We start from the raw sequence: 25,877 nt of genomic DNA, 5'->3' as shown, positions 1-25,877 counted from the left end.
CCTGTGGGAGAGTAGGACGCCGCCGAACAAATATTGCGAAAACCCCTGTACCGGATTCTGGTACAGGGGTTTTCTGCGTTTAGGGTCAGCAGTATGCGCTATGACCTCGTGATCTTCGACAACGACGGTGTCCTCGTCGACAGTGAGCCGATCTCCAACAGGCTCCTGGCCGGCTATCTCACGGAGCTCGGGCACCCGACCTCGTACGAGGAGTCCCTCCGTGACTACATGGGCGCCGCGATGCACCGCGTCCACGATCTTGTCGAGGAGCGCACCGGGCAGCGGTTGCCGGACGACTTCGACGACGTCTTTCACGCTCGCGTGTTCGCCGCGTTCGAGCGGGAGTTGAAGCCGGTCGCCGGGGCCGTAGATGTGCTGGAGCGGCTGGTCGCGGACGGGGTGCCGTACTGCGTGGCGTCGTCCGGGAGTCATGCGCGGATTCGGACGGGGCATCGGGCGACGGGGCTGGACCAGTGGTTCGAGGACGAGTGGGTTTTCAGCTCCGAGGACGTGGGGCGGGGGAAGCCGGCGCCGGACCTGTTCCTGTATGCCGCCGAGCAGATGGGTGTGGCGCCGGAGCGGTGTGTGGTCGTGGAAGACAGTCCGCTGGGGGTGCGGGCCGCTGTCTCGGCCGGGATGGACGTGTACGGGTTCATCGCCATGACGCCTGCTGAGCGGCTTGCGGAGGCCAACCAACTCTTCGGTGACATGCGGGAGTTGCCTGACCTGCTCGTCTGACATTTGTCATGCCGAGGTCCGGACGATCGGTTCTACTGGCGGCCGGGGGCTCCCCGGCAGTCTGAGTGCATGACGACGAACACGGGCTCCAGGACGAAGAATCTCGCGCCGCTCCTTATCGACGTGGCGGTGCCGATCGGGTCGTACTACCTGCTCAAGAGCGGGTTCGGGATGGGCACGGTGGCGGCGCTGGGGTGGAGCAGTGTCGTGCCGGCGGTGCGGACCGTGTGGGGTGTTGTCGCCTCGCGGACGGTCAACGCCTTTGCCGCGCTGATCCTCTTCGTGAATGTCGTCGGGCTGTCGCTCAGCCTCGTCGCCGGTGATCCGCGGCTCATGCTCGCCAAGGACAGCGGGGTCAGCAGTGCGATCGGGATCGGGGTGCTCGTGTCGGTGGCGATGGGGCGGCCGATGATGACCGCCGGGATGAAGCCCTGGCTCGTGAAGGGGGACCCGGAGCGGGAGGCCGTCTTTGAGCGGCTGTTGAGCGGGTCGGTGGCCTTTCGGCGGGCCGAGCGGCGGTTCTCGGTGGTGTGGGGTGTCGCGTTGCTCGGCGAGTGTGTCGCCCGGGTCGTCGGGGCGTACACGCTGCCCGTGGACACCATGGTGTGGCTGGGGACGGTCGTGATGATCGGGACGATGGGGGTGACGGCGGTCATCAGCGGCGGTCTTGCCGCTGGGCCCATGGCGGACATGATCGCCGCTGAGCTCAAGGGCCAGGATGCCCCCGCACCTGCGGTTCTGCCCTCGCTGGTCGCCGCTCGGCAAAGGTGAGCCGAATTCATCTTTGGCTGGATCTACCCACGAGTACGCCGGGGCCCTTACGCTCGCCGCCATGACAGATGTGCTGCGGCGCGGTAGGGCCTCGTTGGCGTTCAGTTTCTTCGCTCAGGGCGCCACCTTCGCGCTGCTCGTGACACGCATCCCCGCGATCCAGGACCGGTACGGGGTCTCGGACGGGCTGCTGCCCGTCTTCCTGGCCGCCGTGCCGATCCTCGCCGGCGTCGGGAGTGTGACCACCGAGCAGCTGGTGAAGCGAATACGGCCCAGTGTGCTGCTGCGCTGGTCCCAGCCCGTCGTGCTGCTGGCGCTGCTCGGGGTCGGGGCCGGCGACAGCATGGCCGAACTGGCGGTCGCGCTCGGCGCGTTCGGGCTCGGGGTGGGTGCGCTGGACGCCTCGATGAACATGCTCGGGGTGAGTCTGCAGCGGACGTACGGGCGGAGCATCATGCTCAGCTTCCATGCCGCGTACAGCCTGGGCGGGATCGTGGGGGCCTCGCTCGCGTGGGCGGGGGCGCACTGGCATCTCGCGCTGTGGGTGTCGTATCTGCCCGTGGTGGCGGTGTTGTTGCCGGCGGCCTTTGTGGGGAGTCGGTGGTACGTCGACGGGGGTGCGCCCGACGCGGAGGGCGAGGGGGCCGAGGCCGGGCCGCTGGTCTTCAAGTTGCTGCTGCCGCTGTGTCTGGTGATGACCTTCGCGTACATCGGGGACTCGACCGTCTCCAACTGGAGTGCGAAGTACCTGAAGGACGTGCTGGGGAGTTCGGAGCAGGTCGCGACCGTTCCGTACAACGTCTACATGGTGATGTGCCTGCTCGGGCGGGGGATCGGGGACCTCGGGGTGCGGCGGTTCGGGGCCGTGGCCGTCGTACGGCTGGGGGCGGTGGTGGCCGCGCTGGGGTTCGCGGTGGTGGCCGTGGCGCCCGGGGCCGGGGTCGGGATGCTCGGGTTCACGCTGCTGGGGCTCGGGCTGTGTGTGCTGGTGCCGCAGACCTTCGCGGCTGCCGGGCGGTTGTTCCCGGGGGCCTCCGACACGGCGATCGCGCGGCTCAATGTCTTCAACTACGTCGGGTTCCTGATCGGTTCGCCGTTGGTGGGCGCGCTGGGCGATACGTGGAGCTACCGCGGGGCCATGCTCGTGCCGATGGTGTTGGTGCTGGTGACGTTGGTGTACGCCCGCTCGTTCGCGCCGCAGGAGGGCCGGTACGGTGACGGGCATGAGCGGGCGCGCACAGCTGATGTGGGACGAGGCAGTAACGGGCTATGACTTCGGCCGGGACCATCCGATGGACCCGGTCCGGCTCGCCCTGACCCGGAGACTCGTCGACGCCTTCGGGCTCGACAAGGACGTGGATGTCGTAGCGGCCAAGCCCGCTGGTGATTCGACGTTGCGGCTGGTCCACCGGGAGGACTACGTCGAGGCGGTCAAGGCCGCCTCGGCCGATCCGGAGTCGGCGGACGGGGCGTATGGGCTGGGGACGATGGACGACCCGGCATTTGCCGGGATGCATGAGGTGTCCGCGTTGATTGCGGGGCAGTCGGTGGGGGCGGCCGAGGCTGTGTGGGCCGGGGATGTGGCGCATGCCGTGAACTTCGCCGGTGGGCTGCATCATGCGATGCCGGGGGCTGCTTCGGGGTTCTGTATCTACAACGACGCCTCGCTCGCCATCGCCCGGCTGCTGGAGCTGGGGGCCGAGCGGGTCGCGTACGTCGATGTCGACGTGCATCACGGGGACGGGGTCCAGGCGGCGTTCTGGGAGGACCCCCGGGTGCTGACGATCTCCCTGCACGAGCATCCGCGGACGTTGTTCCCGCAGACCGGGTGGCCGGAGGAGACCGGGGCGGGGCGGGGAGAGGGGGCGGCGGTCAATGTGGCGTTGCCGGCCGGGACCGGGGACGCGGGGTGGCTGCGGGCCTTTCATGCCGTCGTGCCGGAGTTGATCGCGGACTTCCGGCCGCAGGTGCTGGTGACGCAGCACGGGGCCGATACGCACTTCGAGGATCCGCTGGCTCATCTCGCCGTGTCGTTGGACGCGCAGCGAGCTGTGCAGGTGGCGTGTCATGAGCTGGCGCACCAGTACGCGGACGGGAAGTGGGTCGCGCTGGGTGGGGGTGGCTATGCCGTGGTGGAGGTGGTGCCGCGGTCGTGGACGCATCTCGTCGCGATCGCCGCGGGGCGGGAGATCGCGCCCGAGGCGGTGATTCCCGAGGGGTGGCGGCAGGAAGTGTTCGCGCGGACGCGGGAGTTGGGGCCGCAGCGGATGACGGACGGGCGGTGGCCGGTGGCCTACGCCGACTGGGCGTCGGGGTATGACCCCGCCGACCGGCTTGACCAGGCGGTGGTGGCCGCTCGGCGGGCGGTGTTTCCGTTGCGGGGGTTGTTGGCTTAGAGCTCCGGGATTTTTTCGCCCCCGCCGCCCCTACCCGTCCCGTCCCCTGGGGGCTGCCGCCCCCAGACCCCCGCTTCGGCCTGGACGGCCTCGTCCTCAAACGCCGGACGGGCTGAATATGGGCGGCCTGCGTTGGAGGGGTGCCGGACGGGCTGAGGATGCCGGCCCGGGTTGGAGAGGTGCCGGGGGCGGCCGGTCGAGTCGCCCCCGGCTTGCTGGGTCAGCCGCAGTGGCCCGAGTCGCCGCCCTTGGCGGTGCCGATGACTCCGAACCAGATGGCGCAGTAGCCGCGGGCGGACATGTAGACGGGGCCGGCGTACGACGTGTACTGGCCGCTGTCGACGACCGGGTTGTGCTCTTCGTCGATGTCGATGTTGAGCTCGACGGCCATGAAGATCTTGGCGCCCGGGGTGTTGCGGATGGTCACGGCGCAGTTCTTGCCGGTCGACTCGTTCCAGGTCAGGAACACCTTGCCGACGTTGCCGACGGGCGTGGAGTCGATGACCTTGTAGCCGGTGCCGCAGGCGCCGTTGTAGGTGGCGGTGGCTGCGGCCGCCTTGGTGGTGGTGGCCGCGGACGCGGGAGCGGTGGCGGCGACCGTGCCGGCGAGCGCCAGGGTGGCGAGGGCGGCGGCGGTCGTGGTGCGACGGGACAGCTTCATGTTCATGGTGGTGTTCCCCCAGTTGGCGTGCTTGCTGGTCAACTTGCCTGGGACGGTTGGTCGTTCCGTCCACGCAGGGTGAGACCCGGGAAGCCGTACGACAGTTGTGGGCGCTTTTGTCACTGTTCTGTCACTGGTGTTACGCCAACGGTGCGGAGTTTCCGGCGTTCCCGCGGTGGGCGGTGCCGGGCTCCGTCACCATCACCCTCGTGTTGAGCACCGGCGCGCTCCGCGCGCATCTGCTGGCCGCCCGGCTGGCCGGACCCGTGGCCACCTCGCGGGAGGAGAGCCTGCGGAGCTATCGGGCCTTCGCCGCCCGGGACCCCCGGGTGCTGATCGGACTCGATCCCGAATGGACATGGGGACAGCGGGATCTGATCGGTCTCATGGCGGACAAGTGCGGGGTTTCGGCCGACCCGAGGCATGTTTCCGGGCATGATGTGATCGATCCGGAGCGGACTCTGACCGCTCTGGATGCCTTCGCAGACCGGCTGGGTGCGGTGGCGGAGCGCAACGGACCCGTGCTCCTCGGCACCGGGCATCCGCACCGGCTGCTCGGGTTCTACGCCGCGTTGGCGGACGCGCTGTCGGCGGCGGGATGTGCTGTTCTCACCCCTGCGCATGGTCGCTGTGTCGACATAACGACCCGGTTCGGTCTACGCACGTACAACCTTGCCTACGTACGAGGTGTCGCCCTCGTCCGCGATCCGGGTCCCGAACGCCCCGGTTGTGAGCCCGGCGCACACACGCACTCACCGCTCCCGGTTCGTACCGTGCTGGGTGCGGCGGCGGAGGCCGGCGGGGTGCTTCCGGAGCTGGTGATCGGGGACCACGGATGGGTCTGCGGAGCAGGTCAACTGGGGTTCGAGGCCATTGGGCTCGCGGATACCGATGACCCCGCGCTGTTCGTGGGGGAGGCCGAGGGGTCGGTGTCCGTGGCAGTTCCACTTGATGACGCCGTGCGGTCCGATTACTACCGCCCGCTTACCCGCTACGTACTCAATCGAGCGTGTCTGTCACAGTAGGCCGCCGATGGGTGCACCTCTTCCCCACTCGCATCACCCGCCCCTACATTGGGGAGTGAGCACGCAACGACGAAGAGTCACCGGAAGGGGAAGCCGGTGACCGTCGAGTGCGGAAGGTTCAGGTGTGTCATGGCTGCAGCTGGCGAGAGGCCTCTGAACGAGGTTCAGTTCCTTACCGTGGCGGAGGTCGCCTCGGTGATGCGAGTGTCGAAGATGACCGTGTACCGGTTGGTGCACAGCGGTCATCTGCCCGCTATCCGGGTGGGGCGGTCCTTCCGCGTCCCCGAGCAAGCGGTACACGAGTACCTTCGCGAGAGTTATGTGGGGGTGGAGACAGCCTGAGGCGAACCCTCGATTACGACCTCAGCGCTCGGACGGGTAGGCTGGCCCCTTGTAGGTCGTATGGGCCCATGATGCCCAGCACCGAGTGATGAGAAGTGAGCGAGGGTAGTCGTGGGCTCTGTTATCAAGAAGCGGCGCAAGCGGATGGCTAAGAAGAAGCACCGCAAGCTGCTGAAGCGCACGCGCGTGCAGCGTCGCAACAAGAAGTAGGCGACGCGGCGCCGCGAGAGCGTCTCCTGTGGCCCCCCACCGGTCTCCGGTGGGGGGCCACAGTTTTGCCCCCGCCCATGTCCGCGTCATGTGCCGAATGTGGGTACTCGTGACGTCGTGCGTCGGGCGGTCATCACAGCGCAACACCGAACCGCTAGGTTGGCCGCACACGGGTAACTCGGAAGGAAGGCGCTGATCTTGGGGAAGGTCGTGCTCGTGACCGGAGTGGCCCGCCAGCTGGGGGGCCGGTTCGTACGACGCATTCAGCGTGACCCGGAAGTGGACCGGGTGATCGCCGTGGACGCGGTCCCGCCCGGGCACCATCTGGGGGGCGCGGAGTTCATCCAGGCCGACATCCGGCAGCCCACCATCGCGCGGGTGCTCGCCGAGTCGGGCGCCGACACGGTCGTCCACATGGACGTGACGGGCACCGCGCTGGGCAGCGGCAGCCGGACCACGGTCAAGGAGACCAACGTCATCGGCACCATGCAGCTCCTCGGTGCCTGCCAGAAGTCGCCGGTCGTCAAGCGCCTGGTGGTGAAGTCCAGCACCAACGTCTACGGCTCGGCCCCGCGCGACCCGGCCGTCTTCACCGAGACGACCCCGCCGAAGTCCCTGCCCAGCGGCGGCTTCGCCAAGGACACCGTCGAGGTCGAGGGGTATGTGCGTGGCTTCGCCCGCCGGCGGCCCGACGTCGCCGTGTGCGTGCTGCGGTTCGCCAACATCCTCGGTCCGACGGCGGATTCGCCGCTCGCCTCGTACTTCTCGCTGCCGGTCCTGCCGACCGTGTTCGGCTACGACCCGCGGCTGCAGTTCGTGCACGAGGACGATGTGATCGAGGTGCTGCGGATCGCCTCGCACGAACCGGAGCGGGGCACGCTCAACAGCGGCACCTTCAACATCGCCGGGGACGGCGTCCTGCTGCTCTCCCAGTGCTCGCGGCGGCTGGGCCGGCCGACCGTGCCGCTGCTGCTGCCCGCGGTCACCTGGGCCGGTTCCCTGGTGCGGACGCTGGGCATGACGGACTTCTCCCCGGAACAGATCCGGCTGCTCACCCACGGCCGGGTCGTGTCGACGGTGCAGATGCGCGAGACCCTGGGGTACCAGCCCAAGTACACGACCGCCGAGACCTTCGCGGACTTCGCGCGCAGTCAGGGTCCCGGGCTGCTGCCGCCGGAGGCCCTCGCGGGGGCCGTCGACCGGATCGCCGCGCTGTCCCGGCCGGACAGTGGCCACCCCCCGACGCCGAGCGCCAACTGAGGAGCGCATCAACGATGGCGGATGCCAAGGTCATTCCGTTCGACGACGACCGGTCCCGCGCGGGTGCCGTGCAGCGGCCGCAACGGCGCCGGAGCGCGGGAAGCCGGCGCAAGAACGGCGAACCCGCGCTGGTCCGTGAGGTCCAGCCCCTGCCGGGCCGGGACTTCGCGCAGGATGATGTTCCTGTGACGCGTGAGGAGCAGGAGCCGGAGCAGCCACAGGGCGAGGGCGGCCAGGTCGGTCAGAGCGGCCAGGACGGCGGCCAGGGGGGCCTGGAGCGCCGTATCGCCCATGGCCTGGCCTTCCTGCGCCGCAGGCTGACCGGGGACTACGAGGTCGACGACTTCGGCTACGACGAGGAGCTGACCGACCAGCTCCTGATGCCGACGCTGCGCCCGCTGTACGAGAAGTACTTCCGGGTCGAGGTGAAGGGCATCGAGAACATCCCCGCGGAGGGTGGCGCCCTGATCGTCGCCAACCACTCGGGGACGCTGCCGCTGGACGGTCTGATGATGCAGATCGCCGTCCATGACAACCACCCCGCCAACCGCCATCTGCGGCTGCTCGCGGCGGACCTGGTGTTCATGCTGCCGGTCGCCAACGAGCTGGCCCGCAAGGCTGGTCACACGCTCGCCTGCGCGGAGGACGCGGAACGGCTGCTGGGACGCGGCGAGCTGGTCGGGGTGATGCCGGAGGGCTTCAAGGGCATCGGCAAGCCGTTCAGCGAGCGCTACAAGCTCCAGCGCTTCGGGCGGGGCGGCTTCGTGTCGACGGCGCTGCGCAAGGGCGTGCCGATCATCCCGTGCTCGATCGTCGGGGCCGAGGAGATCTACCCGATGATCGGCAACTCCAAGACGCTGGCCCGGATCCTGGGCTTCCCGTACTTCCCGATCACGCCGACGTTCCCCTGGCTGGGCCCCCTCGGTGCGATCCCGCTGCCCACCAAGTGGACGATCCAGTTCGGCGAGCCGATCCCCACGGACGGCTACCCGCCGGAGGCCGCCGAGGACCCGATGCTCATGTTCAACCTCACGGACCAGGTGAGGGAGCAGATCCAGCACACGCTGTACAAGCTGCTGGTGCAGCGGCGGTCGGTGTTCTTCTGAGGGCGACTTTGTGCGGCCGTTGTCTGAGAAACCTGACGAGTGGCTGTACGACGATGGGGGCGCCCCTTGTGAGAGGCGCCCCCATGCGCTGTTAGGGGCGCGGGGAACTGCGTGACCAGCCCCCACCGGCCCGCAGCCAAGGAGCCACGGAACCGGCGGAGCTAGCTCGCGTCCTCGCTGTCGATGCCCAGGCCGGGCAGGAGGCCCGGCAGGAGCGGTGGGAGCGTGACGTCCGGTTCGGTGATCGAGGGCTTGCTCGTGGACGGGGAAGCCGTGCCGGAGGACTTCGGGGGGTCCAGGAGGCCGCCCGTGTTGCCGCCGAGGAGGCCGTCGCCGTCGGTGGCGGACTCGCTGGGGGTGCTGGAGTGGCTGCCCTTGCCCGCAGGGGAGTCCGCCGTGTCGCTCGGTGTGGTCGAGCGGTGCGAGCCCGTGGAGCCGGTGGACTCCGTGTCGGGTGCGCGGTGCCTGCCGGTGCCGCCGCCGGTCTTGACCGGGGGCTGGGGCAGCAGGGACTGGAGCGGGGCGACCTCTTCGTCTATGGCGTCGAAGACCGAGGAGACCTGGTCGCTGACGTCGCCGAGCTGGACGGGGAGGCGGTCGCGCAGGGCGCCCCATGCCTCGCGGTGCGAGCGGGAGAACGCGGAGAGGGCCTGGATGGGGCCCAGCGAGTTCGGGTCCTGCTCGTATGCCTCGTGCAGCAGACGGTGGCCCTCGGACGCGTCGTGCGTCATCCCGGCGAGCGTGCGGCGGATCTCGCCGAGCTGCTCGTGGTCGAGGTGGCCGCCGCGGTCCCGCTCCATCAGCCGGCGTGCCTCGCTCAGGCGGTTGGACGCCTGGTCGAGGTAGGCCACTCCGCGCTGGTTGTCGCCGTCGGACAGGTAGTTGAGCTTGAAGTCCTCGATGCCGCGCTTCAGGCCGTAGAGGCCGTCGCCGGGCAGGGCGTCCGAGCTGGCGGCGGCGACTCCGCCGAAGGCGCCGGCGGCGACTCCGACGCTCAGGCCGCCGGCCGCGAGGCCCTTGCTGAGCCGGGACCGGGGTCGCAGCTTGCCCAGTCCGGTGGCCCGGTGGGTGCCCCGGGACCGGTGGGATCGCTGCTCCGGTACCGAAGGTTCTGGTGCCTCGCCTCCTTGCAGCATGGCCTCGAACGCGGCGACCAGCTGAGCCCGCTGGACGACCTTGACCTCGGGGTCCAGCACGGGTTTGGGCAGCTCGCCGAGACCGGTCGCGAAGGCCAGCATGCGGCCCTGCTCGGTCTGTTCCGCAGCAGCCGGGGCCGGTGCCGGTCCTTCGGACTGCTCGGCCGCCGTGCCCCGGTCGGACTGCTCCTCTTCCAGGGCCTGGGCGAAGGCGTTCGCCCGCCGGTGCGCCGATACGTTCGCGATCACTGGCGGCACCTCCTCTCGTCATGACGGTCGACTCCCCAGGGGGTCCTGAGGGTTGCACCTCCTGACCGCATCCACACGATCGAGTGATCGGGGAGGGGCAGGGTGTGACCACAGGGAGCCTGTATCCCGCACAACGAGTGGCGCGGCACTTGGGTTACGGACGACGGATGATCCGACCGCGAACTCAACGGACTTTCACTGAGCGCGAGTTGGGCGTTACCGAGCGTGCGCCTTCAGCGGGCGTCGTCCGGGAGGAGCCGGGCGAGAGTGCGCACGGCGCGGTACTGGAGGGTCTTGATCGCGCCCTCGTTCTTGCCCATCACCCGGGCGGTCTCCGCGACGGAGAGGCCCTGGAGGAAGCGGAGCGTGACGCACTCCTGCTGCTGGGGGTTGAGCCGTCGTACGGCGTCGAGCAGTGCGGCGTTCGAGAGGGACTCCAGGACGGAGTCCTCGGGGGAGCGGGCGACCTCGTTGGCGTCGAGCATCTCGCCGGTGGTCACTTCCAGCCGGAAGCGGCTCGACTTGAAGTGGTCGGCGACCAGGTTGCGGGCGATCGTCACGAGCCAGGCGCCGAAATCCCGACCCTGATAGGTGAAGGTGCCGATGCGGCGCAGGGCGCGCAGAAAGGTCTCGCTGGTGAGGTCCTCGGCGGTGGCTTTGCCTCCCACTCGGTAGTAGATGTACCGGTACACGGTGTCGCTGTACTGGTCGTAGAGGCGGCCGAAGGCGTCGGCTTCGCCGGCCTGGGCACGCTCCACGAGGTCCATCATCCGGGCGCTGTCGCTGTCAGCGGCCGGACGGCGTGCGGTGGCGGCGCCGGCCGAGCGCCCTCGTCTGCCGACCGCCGCGCCGCCGTCGGCCAGTGCGTAGCACGGACCGACGGGTGCGGTGGTGGCGAAGGCGGCGGGGACGGCGTACGCGGTGGGGACGAAGCCGCGCAACAGGTCTTGGACCGTTGCGCGCAGCGTAGCCAGGCCCGAGGCGTCAACCCCGACGTGTGGGTACACGGGACTCCCAGAGGCAGAGCTTCCATCACGTGCAGTACCGGAACGTTCACCCGTCGTAGCGACAGAGAGGTGCCGGATTGCGTCTGAGGAGAATAACGCTTCGTGCAGGCGCTGCTACACCCAGTTGCTCAAATCATCGATTACGTCGCTTCTGTAACCGATTGACGCTCGATCAAGTACCGCAGAGTGAACGGTTGTTGATCAGAACGGTCCGAATTCAGTCACGGAGCAGGGCGTGTTGTGGCCGTGTGCAGCCAACGTGACTGGACAGGGGGTTACGCGGGTACGACCCGTGGATTGGCTGTGTTTACCGGGTCACCGGCGTCGGCGATGCAATGCGATCGCCGCGGCCGTACCGCCCGCCACCGCGCCCACGCCGGCCGCCGCCGGGATGCCGACCTTGGCCGCCTTGCGGGCCGTGCGGTAGTCGCGCAGCCGCCAGTCCAACTGCCGGGCGTGCTTGCGCAGCTTGGCGTCCGGGTTGATGGCGTAGGGGTGCCCGACCAGCGAGAGCATCGGGATGTCGTTGTGCGAGTCGCTGTAGGCGGCGCACCGGGAGAGGTCCAGGCCCTCCGCCGCGGCCAGCGCCTTGACCGCCTCCGCCTTCGCGGGGCCGTGCAGCGGTTCGCCCACCAACTTGCCGGTGTAGACGCCGTCGACGGACTCGGCGACCGTGCCGAGCGCGCCGGTGAGGCCGAGGCGGCGGGCGATCACATTGGCGATCTCCACCGGGGCCGCTGTGACGAGCCACACCTTCTGGCCCGCGGCGAGGTGGGCCTCGGCGAGGGCGCGGGTGCCGGGCCAGATGCGCTCGGCCATGTACTCGTCGTAGATCTCCTCGCCGATCGACTGGAGTTCGGCGACGCGGTGGCCCTTGACGATGGACAGCGCGGAGTCGCGCGCCTCCTGCATGTGCTCGGGGTCCTCGGAGCCGGCGAGCCTGAAATAGGCCTGCTGCCAGGCGAACTTGAGGAGGTCGCGGGTCTCGAAGAACTTCCGTTTGTGCAGGCCGCGGCCGAAGTGGAAGATCGACGCGCCCTGCATGACGGTGTTGTCGAGGTCGAAGAAGGCGGCTGCTCTGTCGTCGCCGAGGACCGGGAACTCCGGTTCCTGCGTTGCCTCTTTCGCGGGGGTGTCCTCTATGTCCTGGACATCCTGCGACGACTTGCGCGCTGCCTCCGCAGAGGCCTCGCCTGCCAACACGCTCCGCGCCGTGGCGGAGCGCCTACGGGGAGTGAGCCATCCGAGAGCGGCCATGTCGTGAGCATAGCCAGTCTGTTCGGTGGTTCCGGAGCCGAAAGGTTCGGAGGCTGTGAACTCTCCGCGACCGGGCCGTTAAAGAAGTGGCCGGGGCGCGTGAGAATGGGGTGCATGAGTCATGTCGTCACCCTCATCGGGAAGCCCGGCTGTCATCTGTGCGAGGACGCACAGCTCGTGGTGGAGAAGGTCTGCGCCGATCTGGGGGTCCCCTGGGAACAGAAGGACATCACCGTGGACCAGCGTCTGCACGACGAGTACTGGGAGCAGATTCCGGTCGTCCTGGTGGATGGGAAACAGCACACTTTCTGGCGGGTGGACGAGGGCCGCCTGCGCCGGGAACTGACCAAGTAGTTCAACGCGCACCCGAACGTCGCTTAGGATCGACGGCGGTTTGGTCTCGGGGGCGGGAATTACGAGGAGTGTGGCGGTTTTGCCCCCTGGAATGCGTCGGAAACGCGTGTGCGTGACCCCGGTCACGTTGGGTGGGCAAATCGGACACCATCTTTGTGCACGCGTTCACAAAGACATAGCCTGCTTCCGACGGGGCGGTCTGGGTTCGTGTGACCGCCCACAGCCCCGCTCTACCCGCAGGAGCACCGTGGCAACTGGCCGAACTCACCGACCGGCGACCCGTAGCCGAGGGATTCCCGAGGCCACCGTCGCCCGTCTCCCGCTGTATCTCCGCGCGCTGACCGGACTCTCGGAGCGCTCGGTACCCACGGTCTCCTCCGAGGAGCTCGCGGCCGCCGCGGGCGTCAATTCCGCGAAGCTGCGCAAGGACTTCTCCTACCTCGGCTCCTACGGCACCCGCGGTGTGGGCTACGACGTCGAGTACCTCGTCTACCAGATCTCCCGCGAGCTGGGCCTGACCCAGGACTGGCCGGTCGTGATCGTCGGTATCGGAAACCTCGGCGCCGCCCTCGCCAACTACGGCGGGTTCGCCTCGCGCGGCTTCCGCGTGGCCGCCCTCATCGACGCCGACCCGGCGATGGCCGGCAAGCCCGTCGCGGGCATCCCGGTCCAGCACTCGGACGAGCTGGAAAAGATCGTCAGCGACAACGGCGTCTCCATCGGCGTCATCGCGACCCCCGCCGGTGCAGCCCAGCCCGTCTGCGACCGGCTCGTGGCCGCCGGGGTCACCTCCATCCTGAACTTCGCGCCGACCGTGCTGACCGTCCCGGACGGCGTCGACGTCCGCAAGGTCGACCTCTCGATCGAGCTGCAGATCCTCGCCTTCCACGAGCAGCGCAAGGCCGGTGAGGAAGCCGCCGCCGAGGCCGCGCACCCGGCCGCCGCCCACCGCGGCGACTCCGCCGAGCAGGGCCCTGACGGGGACGTCCCCGCCGTGATGCCGGCATGAGTCTCCTCGTCGTCGGGCTGAGCCACCGCAGCGCCCCCGTCAGCGTCCTGGAGCGGGCCACGCTGAACGCGGACGCCCAGATCAAGCTGCTGCAGGACACGGTCGCCGCCGAACCGGCCACCGAGGCCTCCGTCCTGGCCACCTGCAACCGCATCGAGCTCTACGCCGACGTGGACAAGTTCCACGCGGGCGTCGCCGAGCTGTCCACGCTGCTCGCCCAGCACAGCGGGGTCGGCCTGGACGAGCTCACTCCTTATCTCTACGTGCACTACGAGGACCGGGCCGTCCACCACCTCTTCTCGGTGGCCTGCGGCCTCGACTCGATGGTGGTCGGCGAGGGCCAGATCCTCGGCCAGATCAAGGACGCGCTGGCCAAGGCGCAGGAACTGCACTCCGCCGGGAGGCTGTTGAACGACCTGTTCCAGCAGGCCCTGCGGGTCGGCAAGCGCGCCCACTCCGAGACCGGCATCGACCGCGCGGGCCAGTCCCTGGTGACCTTCGGCCTTCAGCAGCTCTCCTCCGGTACGCCGGTGGAGGCCTGGGCCAAGGGGAAACGCGCCCTGGTCATCGGCGCCGGCTCCATGTCGTCGCTGGCCGCCGCGACCCTCGCCCGCGCCGGGGTCGCCGAGATCGTCGTCGCCAACCGCACCTCCGACCGCGCCGAGCGGCTCGCCCAGATCATCACCGAGAGCCCCGAAACGGACGTGTCGGCCCGCGCGGTACCGATGGAATCGGTGCCGTTCGAGCTGACACGTGCCGATGTCACCGTGTCCTGCACGGGCGCGACGGGCCTGGTCCTGACGGCCGACACGGTCGCGGGAGCGGTCGAGGGCCGGGTGTCGCAGGACGGGACGGCAGGTCGTACGGCCGGGTGGGACGACGTACGCGAAGAGCTTCCGCCGACCTCCGTCGGGGCCGAGGACGGCTGTCCGCTGGATCTCTCGGCGGTGCAGGGTTCGACCGGCTTCTCCGTGATGGGGGAGGCCGCCGTGGCCGGGATGGACGCGGCGACGCTGGAGCAGCACGCGGCCTGGGTCGCCGGGGCCGGTGTCGACCGGCGCGAGAGCGGCCGTCGTACGCCCGAGGCCGAGGCGGAACTCATCGCGGAACTCGCCACCATGGCCGTGACCGTGGGCCGGATCCCCGAGCGGCGCAGGCCCGAGCCGGTCGCCCAGATCCCGCGCCCCGCGCCGGTGCTGTCGCTCCTCGACCTCGCGATGCCGCGTGACGTGGACGCCGCCGTGCACCGGCTGGCCGGGGTGCGGCTGGTGGACATCGAGTCGCTCGCCGAGGCCTCGGCGGACGCTCCGATGGCGGCCGATGTGGACGCGGTCCGGCGTATCGTCTCCGACGAGGTCGCGGCCTTCGGGGCAGCCCTGCGGGCCGCGCACATCACACCGACCGTGGTCGCCCTGCGCGCCATGGCCGCCGATGTCGTGGCGAACGAGATCGCCCGCCTCGACGGACGGCTGCCCGGCCTCGACGACAAGCACCGCGCCGAGATCACCCAGACCGTGCGGCGCGTGGTGGACAAGCTGCTGCACGCGCCGACGGTACGGGTCAAGCAGCTCGCGGCCGAACCCGGCGGCGCCGGGTACGCGGACGCGCTGCGCACCCTGTTCGACCTCGACCAGGAGACGGTGGCCTCCGTCTCGCGGGCCGAAGAAGACTCTGAGAAGAACAGCAAGAACCGAGGGCTCGCATGACTAGCAAGGCACTGAGACTCGGGACCAGGCGGAGCAGACTCGCCCTGGCCCAGTCCGGGTTGGTGGCGCACGCCGTGAGCCAGGTGACCGGACGGCCCGTCGAGCTCGTCGAGATCACCACCTACGGCGACACCTCCCGTGAGCACCTCGCCCAGATCGGCGGCACCGGGGTCTTCGTGACCGCGCTGCGCGAGGCGCTGCTCGGCGGTGAGGTCGACTTCGCGGTTCATTCGCTGAAGGACCTGCCGACCGCGCAGCCCGAGGGCCTGGTGCTCGCCGCCGTACCCGAGCGCGAGGACCCGCGGGACGTGCTGGTCGCGCGTGACGCCCGGAAGTTCACCGACCTGCCCCGCGGGGCGCGCATCGGTACGGGCTCCCCGCGGCGCACGGCCCAGCTGAACGCGTACGCGCGCGGCCACGGCCTCGACATGGAGACGGTCCCGATCCGGGGCAACGTCGACACCCGGATCGGCTTCGTGCGGGACGGTGAGCTGGACGCCGTGGTCCTGGCCGCCGCCGGACTGAGCCGGATCGGCCGGCTCGACGAAGTGACCGACTTCCTGTCGGTCGACACTGTTCTGCCCGCCCCCGGCCAGGGGGCCCTGGCGATCGAGTGCGCCGCGGACAACGCGGACCTGATCGCGGCACTCGGCGAACTCGACGACCCGTTCACGCGGGTCGCCGTGACTGCCGAAAGGTCCCTGCTCGCCGCCCTGGAGGCCGGCTGCTCCGCCCCTGTGGGCGCGCTGGCCGACCTTCTGGCCGACGGGCAGATTGTCAAGGAAATGCGCCTGCGCGGAATAGTCGGCACGACCGACGGTTCGCGTACGGTGCAGCTGTCCACCACCGGTCCCGTGCCCGAGACGCATGACCAAGCACTGACGCTCGGTCGCGAACTCGCCGCCGAGATGCTCGCCCAGGGCGCGGCCGGTCTGATGGGGGAGCAAGCCAAGTGAGCCCCACCACTCTTCCCGCCGCCGGTCCGGAACACGGGCACGTCACCTTCCTGGGTGCCGGACCCGGAGATCCGGGACTGCTCACACTGCGCGCTGTCGAGGCGCTGGCGAACGCGGACGTACTCGTCGCCGAGCACGAGGTGCTCGACGTCGTACGTGCGCACGCCCGACCTGGCGTTGCCGTCGTGCATCCGGATCCGGGTCCTTCTTCGGACTCGTTCCCGGGCACGGGCACGCCTCAACTAACGGTAGTTGACGGTGTGTCAACAACCGTTGGCCTACCCGCTGTGCGGGATGCGGCACATCTTGTCATGGAGGCCGCGCGGGGCGGCAGGCGGGTCGTGCGTGCGGTGTCCGGGGACCCCGGACTAGATACGTACGCCGCCGAGGAAATGCTCGCTTGTGTCGCCGCGGGTGTTCCCTTCGAGGTCGTGCCCGGTGTCGCCGCGGCCGTCGGCGTGCCCGCGTACGCCGGTGTCCCGCTGCGGGACGCGCAGGGTGCGGACGTCCGCTTCGTGGACGCCCGTACCGCCTCGGACCGCTGCTGGACCGAGGTCGGCGCGTCGGACGGCACGGTGGTCGTGTCGACGTCGCTGGACTCGGTGGCCTCGGCCGCCGGCGAACTGGTGGCGGCGGGCCGTAAGCCCGACACCCCCATGACGGTCACAGTGGCTGGTACGACCACTCGTCAGCGGACCTGGTCCGCGACGCTCGGCACCATCGCGCAGACGCTGAAGCAGGCGAAGGTGCTGCCGTCCCCGGACGGTGGCCGGCCGGTGATAGCCGTGGTCGGTGAGCGTTCCGCCGCCGCCCAGCGCGACCAGTTGTCGTGGTTCGAGTCCAAGCCGCTGTTCGGCTGGAAGGTCCTCGTCCCGCGCACGAAGGAGCAGGCGGCCTCGCTCTCCGACCAACTCCGGTCCTACGGCGCCGTCCCGCACGAGGTGCCGACGATCGCCGTCGAACCGCCGCGCACGCCCCAGCAGATGGAGCGCGCGGTCAAGGGCCTGGTGACGGGCCGCTACGAGTGGATCGCCTTCACGTCGGTCAACGCGGTGAAGGCCGTGAGTGAGAAGTTCGAGGAGTACGGGCTCGATGCTCGGGCCTTCGCGGGGATCAAGGTCGCCGCGGTGGGGGAGCAGACCGCGAAGGCGCTGATCGCGTTTGGTGTGAAGCCGGATCTGGTGCCGAGTGGGGAGCAGTCCGCGGCTGGACTGCTGGAGGACTGGCCTCCGTACGACCCCGTCTTCGACCCGATCGACCGGGTGTTCCTGCCGCGTGCCGACATCGCCACGGAGACGCTTGTCGCCGGGCTGATCGAGCTCGGGTGGGAGGTCGACGACGTCACCGCCTACCGGACCGTGCGGGCCTCGCCGCCGCCGGCGGACACGCGCGAGGCGATCAAGGGGGGTGGCTTCGACGCCGTTCTCTTCACCTCGTCGTCGACCGTGCGGAACCTGGTCGGTATCGCGGGGAAGCCGCACAACGTGACGGTGATCGCGTGCATCGGTCCCGCCACGGCGAAGACGGCCGAGGAGCACGGGCTGCGGGTGGATGTGATGGCGCCGGAGCCGTCCGTGCACAAGCTGGCCGAGGCGTTGGCGAACTTCGGGTTGCGGCGGCGCGCGGCGGCGGAGGAGGCCGGGGATCCGGTTACTCGGCCGAGTGAGCGTCGGCCGGGCGCTCGGCGGCGACGGACGACCTGAGGTTGAGTTTTGAGGTTGCGGTGAGTGGGGGCGGGCGTCCGTGGGGGCTGCGCCCCCACACCCCGCTTCGGCCCTGAAGGGGCCTCGTCCTCAAACGCCGGACGGGCTGATTTTGCGGGCCTGCCTTGAGACGGCGCCGGACGGGCAGGATGGTGCCGGCCTCGGCTGAAAAGTGGACGACAGTGCGCCGAAATGTGCACCGACTGACCGTCGGCAAAGGTGCCCCTGGGGCGGGCGTAGCGTAGATGGCATGACGACGTACGGATCCTTCCCCGGCTCGCGCCCCCGGCGGCTGCGGACCACCCCCGTCATGCGGCGGATGGTTGCCGAGACCCGGTTGCACCCGGCCGACTTCATCCTCCCGGCGTTCGTGCGGGAGGGCATCGGTGAGCCGGTGCCGATCGAGGCCATGCCCGGGGTCGTGCAGCACACGCGGGACAGTCTGAAGAAGGCCGCCGCCGAGGCCGTGGCCGCCGGGATCTCCGGGATCATGCTGTTCGGGGTGCCGGAGGAGAGCAAGAAGGACGCGCTCGGGACGCCGGGGACGGATCCGGACGGGATTCTCCAGGTCGCGCTGCGGGACGTGCGGGCCGAGGTCGGGGACGAGCTGCTCGTCATGTCCGACCTTTGCCTCGACGAGACCACTGACCATGGGCACTGCGGGGTGCTCGACGAGCAGGGGCGCGTCGACAACGACGCCACCCTTGAGCGGTACGCCGAGATGGCCCAGGTGCAGGCCGACGCGGGCGCTCATGTCGTGGGGCCGAGCGGGATGATGGACGGGCAGATCGGGGTCGTCCGGGACGCGCTCGACCAGATCGGGCGGGAGGACGTCGCGATCCTCGCGTACACCGCCAAGTACTCGTCCGCGTTCTACGGGCCGTTCCGCGAGGCCGTCGGTTCCTCGCTCAAGGGGGACCGCAAGACGTATCAGCAGGACCCGGCCAACGCCCGTGACGCGATGCGGGAGTTGGCGCTCGATCTCGAAGAGGGCGCCGACATGGTGATGGTGAAGCCTGCGGGGCCGTATCTCGACATCCTGGCCAAGGTCGCCGAGGTCTCGGACGTTCCCGTCGCCGCCTATCAGATCTCCGGCGAGTACTCGATGGTCGAGGCCGCCGCCGAGAAGGGCTGGCTGGACCGGGACCGGGCGATCTTCGAGACACTGACCGGGATCAAGCGGGCCGGGGCGCGGAACATCCTGACCTACTGGGCGGTCGAGGCAGCACTCAAGCTGCGCGACTGAGGGAATGGCGAGGGCGGGATCACCCGGGCAGGCAGGGGGCGGCTGTGCACTGGTTCGTTGAGGCGATGCGGAAGTACGCCGACTTCGGCGGGCGCGCGCGGCGCCTGGAGTACTGGACGTTCGTGGCGGTCGTCGACGTCGGCTATGTCCTGCTGGTCGGCTTCGGCGCCTCGGGGTGGTCGCCGGCGCTCGTCGTCGCCGCGTTCGTGTTCAGCGTGATGCTCCTGCTGCCCGGCCTCTCCGTGACCGTCCGGCGGCTGCACGACACGGACCACTCGGGGTGGTGGGTTCTCGTCGGGCTCGTGCCGTTCGTCGGGACCGTCGTCATGCTGATCTTCACGCTGACGGAGAGCGAGCCGGGCGAGAACCGGTTCGGTCCGTGCCCGAAGCGGATCCCGGCGCACGCCTGACCTCCCGGTCAGCGAGCGGTCGCGGTCGGTGCGGGGGTCGTGCCCGACGGGCCCTCGTCGCGTACGCCCATGCCGTCCTTGCAGCCAGTGAGCAGCAGCGCGGCGAGCACGGCCGCCGTCGCGGTGGCCAGAAGGCGGACGCGGGTGGTGCGGACGGGCATGGGTCCCCCTGTCGGAACTATGAGAAGTGTCAGAACTGTCGGAGCGGAGCGTCGTCGGGTGCAGCTTGGGCGGTCGGGCCCCGCGCGCGCTACGGCTGCTGCGGGATTCGGGACGACCGGATCGTCCCGCCTGCGCTGACCTGCGGGGATGCCGTCCCTCTCGGGCGCGGTACGGGACGCCGGGACCCTTCCTCCCACTTGGGCACCATCAAGTCCCGCCGGGAGTTAGGTTGTTGACCACTGCACCGGTTGGCCCATGACCCACTCTCCTGGGAGACACGCATGCCCGGCGACGCCCTCAGTCAAGATCCCGCCGAGCTGAGAAGGAGGATCGACACCACCAAGGCGCACCCGGCCCGTGTCTACGACGTCTTCCTCGGCGGCAAGGACAACTACCCGGTCGACCGTGAGGCCGCAGCCGCCGCGCTCGCCGCCAACCCGCGCGGTTATCTCGACGTCCGGCACAACCGGGACTTCATGCGCCGCGCGGTGACCCGGCTGTCGCAGGAGCACGGGGTCCGCCAGTTCCTCGACATCGGCACCGGGCTGCCCACCGCGGAGAACGTGCACCAGATCGCCCAGGGCATCGCCCCCGAGTCGCGGATCGTGTACGTCGACAACGACCCGGTGGTCCTGGCGCACGCCCGCGCACTGCTCACCAGCACGGACGAGGGCCGTACCGACTACATCGACGCCGATCTGCGGCGCCCGGACGACATCCTCGAACAGGCCGCCAAGACCCTCGACTTCAACGAGCCGGTCGCGCTGCTGCTGGTGGCGATCCTGCACTTCGTCGAGGACGAGGAGGCGTACCCGCTGGTGCGCGAGCTGGTGGACGTGCTGCCCTCCGGCAGTCATGTCGTGCTCAGCCATCTCACCGACGAGATGCACCCGATCCCGACCCGCGCGGTCCAACGAACGTACACGGAGCGGGGGTTCACCTTCGTGTTCCGTACGAAGGCGGAGGTCGAGCGGTTCTTCACCGAGACCCCGGGCATCACCCTGGACGAGCCCGGTGTGGTCCCCGCCCACCAGTGGCACCCCGGTCCGGCTCCGGCCCCGCCGGTGGTGGAGCAGGCGTACTTCGACGGTCTCGACGACATCGAGAAGATCACCTACCGGGACATCAACGATGTGACGGACGACGACATCAACGTGTACGGGGCGACCGGCACGAAGGCCTGATCGGGCCGGCCCGGAACACCGAGGGCGTCCGGATCGCGGAAACCTGCTTGTAGACGGCAGGTACTTTCCTACGCTGCCGGTCATGGCCATCACCGAGTCAGTCCTCGCCCCCCTCGCCCCGCTTCCGCCGCTCGCCGCCCGGGCCCGTGCGATCGGCGGTTCGCCCGTGCGGGACATCCTCGCCGTCACCGCCCGCCCCGAGGTGATCAACTTCGCTGGCGGGCTCCCGGCCCCCGAACTCTTCGACGCCACCGGTATCGCGGCGGCCTATCAGGCGGTGCTCACCGAGACGCCCGCGCGGGCGCTGCAGTACGCGACGACCGAGGGCGAGCCCGTGCTGCGGGCCGCACTCGCCGAGCGGACCTCCGTCCGCGGGCTGCCCACCGACGCCGACGACCTGCTCGTCACCACCGGTTCGCAGCAGGCGCTGTCGCTGCTGGCGACCGCGCTGCTGGAGCCGGGGGACGTCGTCCTGGTCGAAAGTCCCTGTTATCTGGCGGCACTTCAGGTCTTCGCGTTCGCCGGTGCGCGGGTCGTCGGCGTGCCCGGGGACGAGGACGGTATCGACCCCGAGGCGCTCGACGAACTCGTCGTGCGGGAGCGGCCCAAGCTGCTCTACACCGTGCCGACCTTCCAGAACCCCACCGGCCGCACCCTGCCCGCCGCCCGCCGGGCCGCGGTCGCCGCCGTCGCCGCGCGGCGCGGGCTGTGGATCGTGGAGGACGATCCCTACGGCGAACTCCGCTTCGAGGGCGAGCGGTTGCCGTGGATCGCGGCCCACGAGGACGCGGTGGACCGTACCGTCCTGCTCGGCTCTTTCTCCAAGGTGATGGCACCCGGGCTGCGGCTGGGGTGGCTGCGGGCGCCGGCCGCCCTGCTGCGGGCCTGTGTCGTCGCCAAGCAGGCCGCCGACCTGCACACCCCGACCGTCAACCAGCTTGCCGCGGCACGGTACTTGGCGGACAACGACCTCGACGCGCATGTCGCGAAGGTGGCCGCCGTGTACCGGGAGCGGCGGGACGCGATGCTCGGGGGCCTTGCCGACTCGCTCCCCGAGGGGTCGAGTTGGGGGCGGCCCGAGGGCGGCATGTTCCTGTGGGCGCGGCTTCCGGAGGCGTACGACACGACGGAGCTGCTGGCGCGGGTGGTGCGGCAGGACGTGGCCTATGTGCCGGGCGCGCCCTTCTGCGCCGGGGAGCCCGAGCGGTCGACGATGCGGCTGTGCTTCGTGACGCAGACGCCGGGGGAGATCCGGGAGGGGCTCAGGAGGCTGGGGGAGGGATTGAGGGCCAGTGCCTGAATCCCCTTGGTAGCGGGTCGAGTTGGCCTCTGGAATACTTGATCACGCAAGCATAGAGTCGATGTGTCACAGCGCTGCTGATGTCATCACCCCTGAAAATCCTGGTGGTCCGGGAAGTCCTGGAAGGAAGTGCCATGGCACCGGTGCTCGTCGGACGCGAAGGCCTGCTCGCGGGAGAGCGCATCCCGATCGTCGACACCCGCGTCACCTTCGGACGCAACGCGGGGAACACGGTCGTCATCGCCAGTCCGAGCGTCTCCCGCTTCCACGCGGAGATCGTCTTCGACCAGGACCAGGGTTACGTCCTGAGCGACTGCGGCAGCAGCAACGGCACCCAGGTCAACGGCGAGGAGATCGAGTCGCGGCTGCTCCAGGCAGGCGATGAAATCACCATCGGCGACCAGGAGTTCCGCTTCGAGGTCGCGGACGCCATGCAGACCCTCATGGCGCTCAACCTGCCCCGCTCGGTGACCCACCCGGAGGAGAGCGACGGCTCGGTGCTGCGGGTCACCGTCGTCGGCGGCGGCCCGGTCGGCCTCTCCACGGCCCTGCTGCTGGAGCACTTCCTCGGCGCCCAGGTCAAGATCACCGTCTACGAGGGCCGCTGGCGCAGGCAGGGCCGTACCGTCGTCTGGAAGGGCGCGGACGAGGGCAACGTACGGCGCCAGCAGGTGGTGACCGTGCAGAGCCGGCAGTACCTCGCCTGGCCGCAGTACGTGCAGGACCGGCTCTTCGACCCCGAGAACTACACCGAGATGTGGCCGTCCGGGCCGGACTCGATCGGCGACCACCACCCGCGCAACATGCGGATCGCCTACATCGAGGACCAGTTGCTGGAGCTGGCGAACGAGAAGCGGGACCGCATACGGCTGATCCCCGCCAAGTTCGACGCGGCGGAACAGCGGGACGAACTCGCCTCGCAGCACGTGCTGGCGATCTGCGACGGCGGCCGGTCGCGCACCCGGGAGCACTTCGCCGGCCGGTTCGGCAAGGCCGACGAGTCGATCTACTCCCTCGACGGCGTCCACTTGCGGGACGTCGTCCTCGGGTTGCGCGTCAAGTCGGAGCTGCCGGACCCGATGGCGATCCTCCTGACGGTCGCTCAGAACCGGTTCCTGCTCAACTCCCTGCGCGGCGAGGGCTTCCTCAACATGCGGCTCACCGACGCCGAGTTGGCGGAGGTCATCGGCATCGACCCGGTCCGCCGGGTCTTCGAGGAGTGCATCGCCTCCCGCCCGTGCCTGATGAACCGCGACGAGCACGGCGACTTCCAGTGCGCCACCCACGGCACGCTGTTCCTCCCCGCCCTCATCAAGGGCTCGCCCCTGTGGAAGCGGGTGCACGAGGGGCTGCGGCTCTTCGACGTCAAGTCCCAGGACCTGTCCGCGGTCACCAGCTTCCGCCTCGACATGGTCCAACGCCCGCGCTTCTCCGCCGAGTTGCTGCCCCCGACCGTCAACACCCCCGGCACCTACGGCTTCCTGCTCGGCGACGCGGCCAACTCCATCCACTTCTGGCCCGGCCGAGGCCTCAACAGCGGTCTGGCGTCCGCGATTTCACTGGCCCGCTCGCTCAACAGCGCCTGGAACGGCCGGCCCTTCCGGGACGCCGACTTCCTGCGGCACGAGGCCGCCATGTCGATGCTCCAGTACCGGCACAAGAGCCGCGCCTGGAAGGCCATGGTCACCACCGACGACCAGGGCGTCACCTGGGCCATCAAGGACATCATCGACCACGGCATCGACGGCATCACCGAGGAACCCGACCGCGAGGCGGACACTGCCACGCTGCTGGCCCGCATGGCCGCCATCCGCGACCGGCTCGCCCCGCGCCTGCCCGGCATGCCGGACGACGAGGCGATCCTCGAACGCCTCGGCACCCTGGAGGACCGCACCCTGCGCATGCTGGTCCTCAGCGGCGCGTGGGACACCCTGACCATGGGCGGCGAGGAGGTCGACATCGACATCTTCTACGGCCCCGACTCCTCGGCCGCCGCGGCGGCGGTGGAGGCGCTGGAGCCGGCCACGCAGCAGTGAGCCGTGGTCACTGGGGCAGCAGCTGCTGGCCGCCGTCGATGTCGTAGGCCGCGCCCGTCAGGGCCTCGTTGCGCATGAGGTGTACGGCCAGGGCGGCGACGTCCGCCGGGCCGACGACCCGGCGGATGGGGAGCGAGGCGCGGAGCTGTTCCCGGCGGGCTTCGAGCCGGTCGCCCAGAAGTGCGGCCGAGAGCGGGGTGTCGACGAAGCCGGGGGCGATGACGTTGACCCGGACCGGGGCCAGTTCGAGGGCCAGGTTCGCGGTGAGGGCGGGGAGCGCGGCGGTCATCGCGGCGATGACGGACATGCCGACGCCGGGGCGGCGACCGCCCGTGCCGCCGATGAACAGCAGTGTGCCGCCCGCCCGGACGCGCTCCCGGCCGTACTTGGCGACCCCGAGCACCATGGCCAGGCGCTCGCCGAAGTACCGGCCCGTCTCCGCCAGGTCCAGGTCGGCCAGCGGCCCGTACAAGGGGCCGCCGACGGTCGACAGGACGTGGTCGACCTGGGCGGGCAGGTCGGCGAAGAACTCCCGGAGCTGGTCAGTGTCGAAGGCGTCGACGATCGCGGTGCTCAGCGGCCCGACCTCCGCGGCGGCTCGCTCCAGCCGCTGCGGATCGCGCGCAGCCATGACGACCTGGCCCCCGGCGGCGCGGACCTGGCGCGCGGTTTCGAGCCCGATCCCCGAGCTGGCGCCGATCACGACGACGGTCTGACCGGCCAGCTCCTGCGGCCGGGCCGGGTCACTTCCGCTCATCACAGCCTCCGGTGGGCGACACAGGGGACGGGCCTCCCGAACGTAACCCGGGCCGCCGGGGCCCACCACCGGAGTGCGGCGACGGCTCAGGTCAGTCCCACCAGAAGGACCAAGTTGGTTGGTCGATCAGCTTCTGGGCGTACGTCTCCAGGTCGCCGATGTCGTCCGGGCAGAAGGCGAAGTGCTCGGCGGCCACTTCCTCGGCCTCGTCGAGGTCGGCGGGCGGGGCCGCCACGGACACGGTCAGCCGGTCGAAGCCGAGGCCCACGACCCGTATGCCGAAGCGGTCCTCCCAGGAACGGAGGACCGCGCAGAGGCGAGCCGTGTCGTTCTCCTGGTTGGCGGGGCCCATCCAGCCGATCGCCGCCGGGATGTCCGCGCTGCGGCGAGCCGGCACCAGGGCGAGGTGCGGTGCCTTGAACCCCGGGCCGCCGCCCGCCAGGGAGTCGGCGACCTCGGCAGCCCGCTCGTCGGGATCGGCGACCAGGGTGAGCGGTTCGGCGAGGCCTGGCCACTCGTCGCCCTCGTCCGTGTACTCCTGCCAGAACTCCTCCAGCACCTCGTCGGCGTCGTGGTCCCCGGGATACGACATCTCGTCGGGGCTCAACTCCCATTCCTCCGGGCCGCCTTGGCCGCCGTTCACGTCCATGAGCAGCGGGAGGAGCCCGGCGGTGCGCGCGGACCGCAGGCCGTCGTAGTCACCGGGCCCCGCCGGTCCGTCCGCGCACCACAACAACGGTTCGTCCGACGGGCCCTCGGCCGTCATGTCGATCAGTCTCCCGGGAGGGAGCTCAAGCCCGAGCGAGCTGCCGCTCGGGTCGGCCGCCAGCTTCGGCAGCGGATTGGGAAGAGTCGCCATGTCAGAGACTGTAGAGGCGGCCACTGACAGGCGGCGA

At 70.0% G+C, this 25,877-nt stretch carries 26 protein-coding genes; 19 read left to right on the top strand and 7 right to left on the bottom strand.

Annotated features, from left to right (window positions below; translation table 11 throughout):
• Positions 1–93: 93 nt before the first annotated feature.
• The 4 genes from ACWDEW_RS27305 (at position 94) to ACWDEW_RS27290 (ending at position 3,905) form a co-directional block, all read left to right on the top strand.
• Positions 94–738 carry an HAD family hydrolase gene (locus tag ACWDEW_RS27305; RefSeq protein ID WP_450515842.1) on the top strand — a complete coding sequence of 215 codons (645 nt, stop codon included), beginning with the start codon at positions 94–96 and terminating at the stop codon, positions 736–738.
• A 69-nt stretch (positions 739–807) separates the two neighbouring features.
• Complete coding sequence (locus ACWDEW_RS27300; protein WP_450515840.1) at positions 808–1,509, top strand: VC0807 family protein; 702 nt, start codon at positions 808–810, stop codon at positions 1,507–1,509.
• A 61-nt stretch (positions 1,510–1,570) separates the two neighbouring features.
• Complete coding sequence (locus ACWDEW_RS27295) at positions 1,571–2,782, top strand: MFS transporter (RefSeq protein WP_450515839.1); 1,212 nt, start codon at positions 1,571–1,573, stop codon at positions 2,780–2,782.
• Positions 2,733–3,905, top strand: a complete 1,173-nt coding sequence (locus ACWDEW_RS27290) for an acetoin utilization protein AcuC (RefSeq protein WP_450515852.1) — start codon at positions 2,733–2,735, stop codon at positions 3,903–3,905. The genes ACWDEW_RS27295 and ACWDEW_RS27290 overlap by 50 nt, the downstream gene beginning before the upstream one ends.
• 220 nt (positions 3,906–4,125) lie before the next feature.
• Here ACWDEW_RS27290 and ACWDEW_RS27285 read toward each other — a convergent pair whose 3' ends face one another.
• On the bottom strand, positions 4,126–4,566 hold the full coding sequence (locus ACWDEW_RS27285) for a spore-associated protein A (protein WP_450515850.1): 441 nt from the start codon (positions 4,564–4,566) through the stop codon (positions 4,126–4,128).
• A 209-nt stretch (positions 4,567–4,775) separates the two neighbouring features.
• On the opposite strand from ACWDEW_RS27285, the gene ACWDEW_RS27280 reads away from it, so the two are divergent.
• The 5 genes from ACWDEW_RS27280 (at position 4,776) to ACWDEW_RS27260 (ending at position 8,509) form a co-directional block, all read left to right on the top strand.
• Positions 4,776–5,591, top strand: a complete 816-nt coding sequence (locus ACWDEW_RS27280; RefSeq protein WP_450515837.1) for a phosphatase — start codon at positions 4,776–4,778, stop codon at positions 5,589–5,591.
• Positions 5,592–5,720: 129 nt separating this feature from the next.
• Positions 5,721–5,933, top strand: a complete 213-nt coding sequence (locus ACWDEW_RS27275) for a helix-turn-helix domain-containing protein (protein WP_004984898.1) — start codon at positions 5,721–5,723, stop codon at positions 5,931–5,933.
• Between the two features lie 111 nt (positions 5,934–6,044).
• A complete protein-coding gene (locus tag ACWDEW_RS27270) occupies positions 6,045–6,143 on the top strand; it encodes a 30S ribosomal protein bS22 (protein WP_003948845.1) in 99 nt (32 codons plus the stop codon).
• 198 nt (positions 6,144–6,341) lie between these two features.
• Entirely contained in the window at positions 6,342–7,403 is a 1,062-nt protein-coding gene (locus tag ACWDEW_RS27265; RefSeq protein ID WP_399118629.1) for an NAD-dependent epimerase/dehydratase family protein, read from the top strand.
• Between the two features lie 14 nt (positions 7,404–7,417).
• Entirely contained in the window at positions 7,418–8,509 is a 1,092-nt protein-coding gene (locus tag ACWDEW_RS27260) for a lysophospholipid acyltransferase family protein (protein ID WP_450515835.1), read from the top strand.
• Positions 8,510–8,670: 161 nt separating this feature from the next.
• Here the strand turns inward: ACWDEW_RS27260 and ACWDEW_RS27255 are convergent, their stop codons facing one another.
• The 3 genes from ACWDEW_RS27255 to ACWDEW_RS27245 all read right to left on the bottom strand — a co-directional run bounded on the left by ACWDEW_RS27255 (position 8,671) and on the right by ACWDEW_RS27245 (position 12,158).
• Entirely contained in the window at positions 8,671–9,894 is a 1,224-nt protein-coding gene (locus tag ACWDEW_RS27255) for a DUF5667 domain-containing protein (RefSeq protein WP_450515833.1), read from the bottom strand.
• 233 nt (positions 9,895–10,127) lie between these two features.
• Positions 10,128–10,901 (bottom strand): ECF subfamily RNA polymerase sigma factor, BldN family, encoded by a 774-nt coding sequence (locus tag ACWDEW_RS27250; RefSeq protein ID WP_200712572.1) that lies wholly within the window; start codon positions 10,899–10,901, stop codon positions 10,128–10,130.
• Between the two features lie 315 nt (positions 10,902–11,216).
• A complete protein-coding gene (locus ACWDEW_RS27245) occupies positions 11,217–12,158 on the bottom strand; it encodes an HAD family hydrolase (RefSeq protein WP_450515831.1) in 942 nt (313 codons plus the stop codon).
• 114 nt (positions 12,159–12,272) lie between these two features.
• Here ACWDEW_RS27245 and ACWDEW_RS27240 point away from each other — a divergent pair, with 114 nt between their 5' ends.
• The 7 genes from ACWDEW_RS27240 to ACWDEW_RS27210 all read left to right on the top strand — a co-directional run bounded on the left by ACWDEW_RS27240 (position 12,273) and on the right by ACWDEW_RS27210 (position 19,542).
• Positions 12,273–12,512 (top strand): glutaredoxin family protein, encoded by a 240-nt coding sequence (locus ACWDEW_RS27240; protein ID WP_019075380.1) that lies wholly within the window; start codon positions 12,273–12,275, stop codon positions 12,510–12,512.
• 247 nt (positions 12,513–12,759) lie between these two features.
• On the top strand, positions 12,760–13,521 hold the full coding sequence (locus ACWDEW_RS27235; RefSeq protein ID WP_362973101.1) for a redox-sensing transcriptional repressor Rex: 762 nt from the start codon (positions 12,760–12,762) through the stop codon (positions 13,519–13,521).
• A complete protein-coding gene (locus ACWDEW_RS27230; protein ID WP_450515829.1) occupies positions 13,518–15,227 on the top strand; it encodes a glutamyl-tRNA reductase in 1,710 nt (569 codons plus the stop codon). Before ACWDEW_RS27235 ends, ACWDEW_RS27230 begins: the two co-directional genes overlap by 4 nt.
• On the top strand, positions 15,224–16,183 hold the full coding sequence (gene hemC / locus ACWDEW_RS27225; protein WP_450515828.1) for a hydroxymethylbilane synthase: 960 nt from the start codon (positions 15,224–15,226) through the stop codon (positions 16,181–16,183). The genes ACWDEW_RS27230 and hemC overlap by 4 nt, the downstream gene beginning before the upstream one ends.
• A complete protein-coding gene (locus tag ACWDEW_RS27220; RefSeq protein WP_359609112.1) occupies positions 16,180–17,886 on the top strand; it encodes a bifunctional uroporphyrinogen-III C-methyltransferase/uroporphyrinogen-III synthase in 1,707 nt (568 codons plus the stop codon). Before hemC ends, ACWDEW_RS27220 begins: the two co-directional genes overlap by 4 nt.
• Positions 17,887–18,136: 250 nt before the next feature.
• Positions 18,137–19,132, top strand: a complete 996-nt coding sequence (hemB, locus tag ACWDEW_RS27215) for a porphobilinogen synthase (RefSeq protein ID WP_406458673.1) — start codon at positions 18,137–18,139, stop codon at positions 19,130–19,132.
• 44 nt (positions 19,133–19,176) lie between these two features.
• Positions 19,177–19,542, top strand: coding sequence for a DUF805 domain-containing protein (locus ACWDEW_RS27210; protein ID WP_450515825.1), 366 nt, complete (start codon positions 19,177–19,179; stop codon positions 19,540–19,542).
• Between the two features lie 8 nt (positions 19,543–19,550).
• On the opposite strand, the gene ACWDEW_RS27205 is transcribed toward ACWDEW_RS27210, so the two are convergent.
• Positions 19,551–19,703: a hypothetical protein gene (locus tag ACWDEW_RS27205; RefSeq protein ID WP_362973083.1), complete on the bottom strand. Its 153-nt coding sequence runs from the start codon at positions 19,701–19,703 to the stop codon at positions 19,551–19,553.
• Between the two features lie 282 nt (positions 19,704–19,985).
• On the opposite strand from ACWDEW_RS27205, the gene ACWDEW_RS27200 reads away from it, so the two are divergent.
• The 3 genes from ACWDEW_RS27200 (at position 19,986) to ACWDEW_RS27190 (ending at position 24,224) form a co-directional block, all read left to right on the top strand.
• Entirely contained in the window at positions 19,986–20,888 is a 903-nt protein-coding gene (locus tag ACWDEW_RS27200) for an SAM-dependent methyltransferase (protein ID WP_450515823.1), read from the top strand.
• 82 nt (positions 20,889–20,970) lie between these two features.
• A complete protein-coding gene (locus ACWDEW_RS27195; RefSeq protein WP_450515821.1) occupies positions 20,971–22,188 on the top strand; it encodes an aminotransferase-like domain-containing protein in 1,218 nt (405 codons plus the stop codon).
• A 134-nt stretch (positions 22,189–22,322) separates the two neighbouring features.
• Positions 22,323–24,224, top strand: coding sequence for an FHA domain-containing protein (locus tag ACWDEW_RS27190; protein WP_450515820.1), 1,902 nt, complete (start codon positions 22,323–22,325; stop codon positions 24,222–24,224).
• Positions 24,225–24,231: 7 nt separating this feature from the next.
• Here the strand turns inward: ACWDEW_RS27190 and ACWDEW_RS27185 are convergent, their stop codons facing one another.
• Together ACWDEW_RS27185 and ACWDEW_RS27180 are read right to left on the bottom strand one after the other, a co-directional pair.
• Entirely contained in the window at positions 24,232–24,981 is a 750-nt protein-coding gene (locus ACWDEW_RS27185) for an SDR family oxidoreductase (RefSeq protein WP_450515818.1), read from the bottom strand.
• Between the two features lie 91 nt (positions 24,982–25,072).
• Positions 25,073–25,840, bottom strand: coding sequence for a DUF4253 domain-containing protein (locus ACWDEW_RS27180; protein ID WP_450515816.1), 768 nt, complete (start codon positions 25,838–25,840; stop codon positions 25,073–25,075).
• Positions 25,841–25,877 lie beyond the last annotated feature (37 nt).

The organism is Streptomyces sp. NPDC001100, from assembly GCF_053598575.1.
This window is presented reverse-complemented; position numbering and strand designations above follow the sequence as displayed.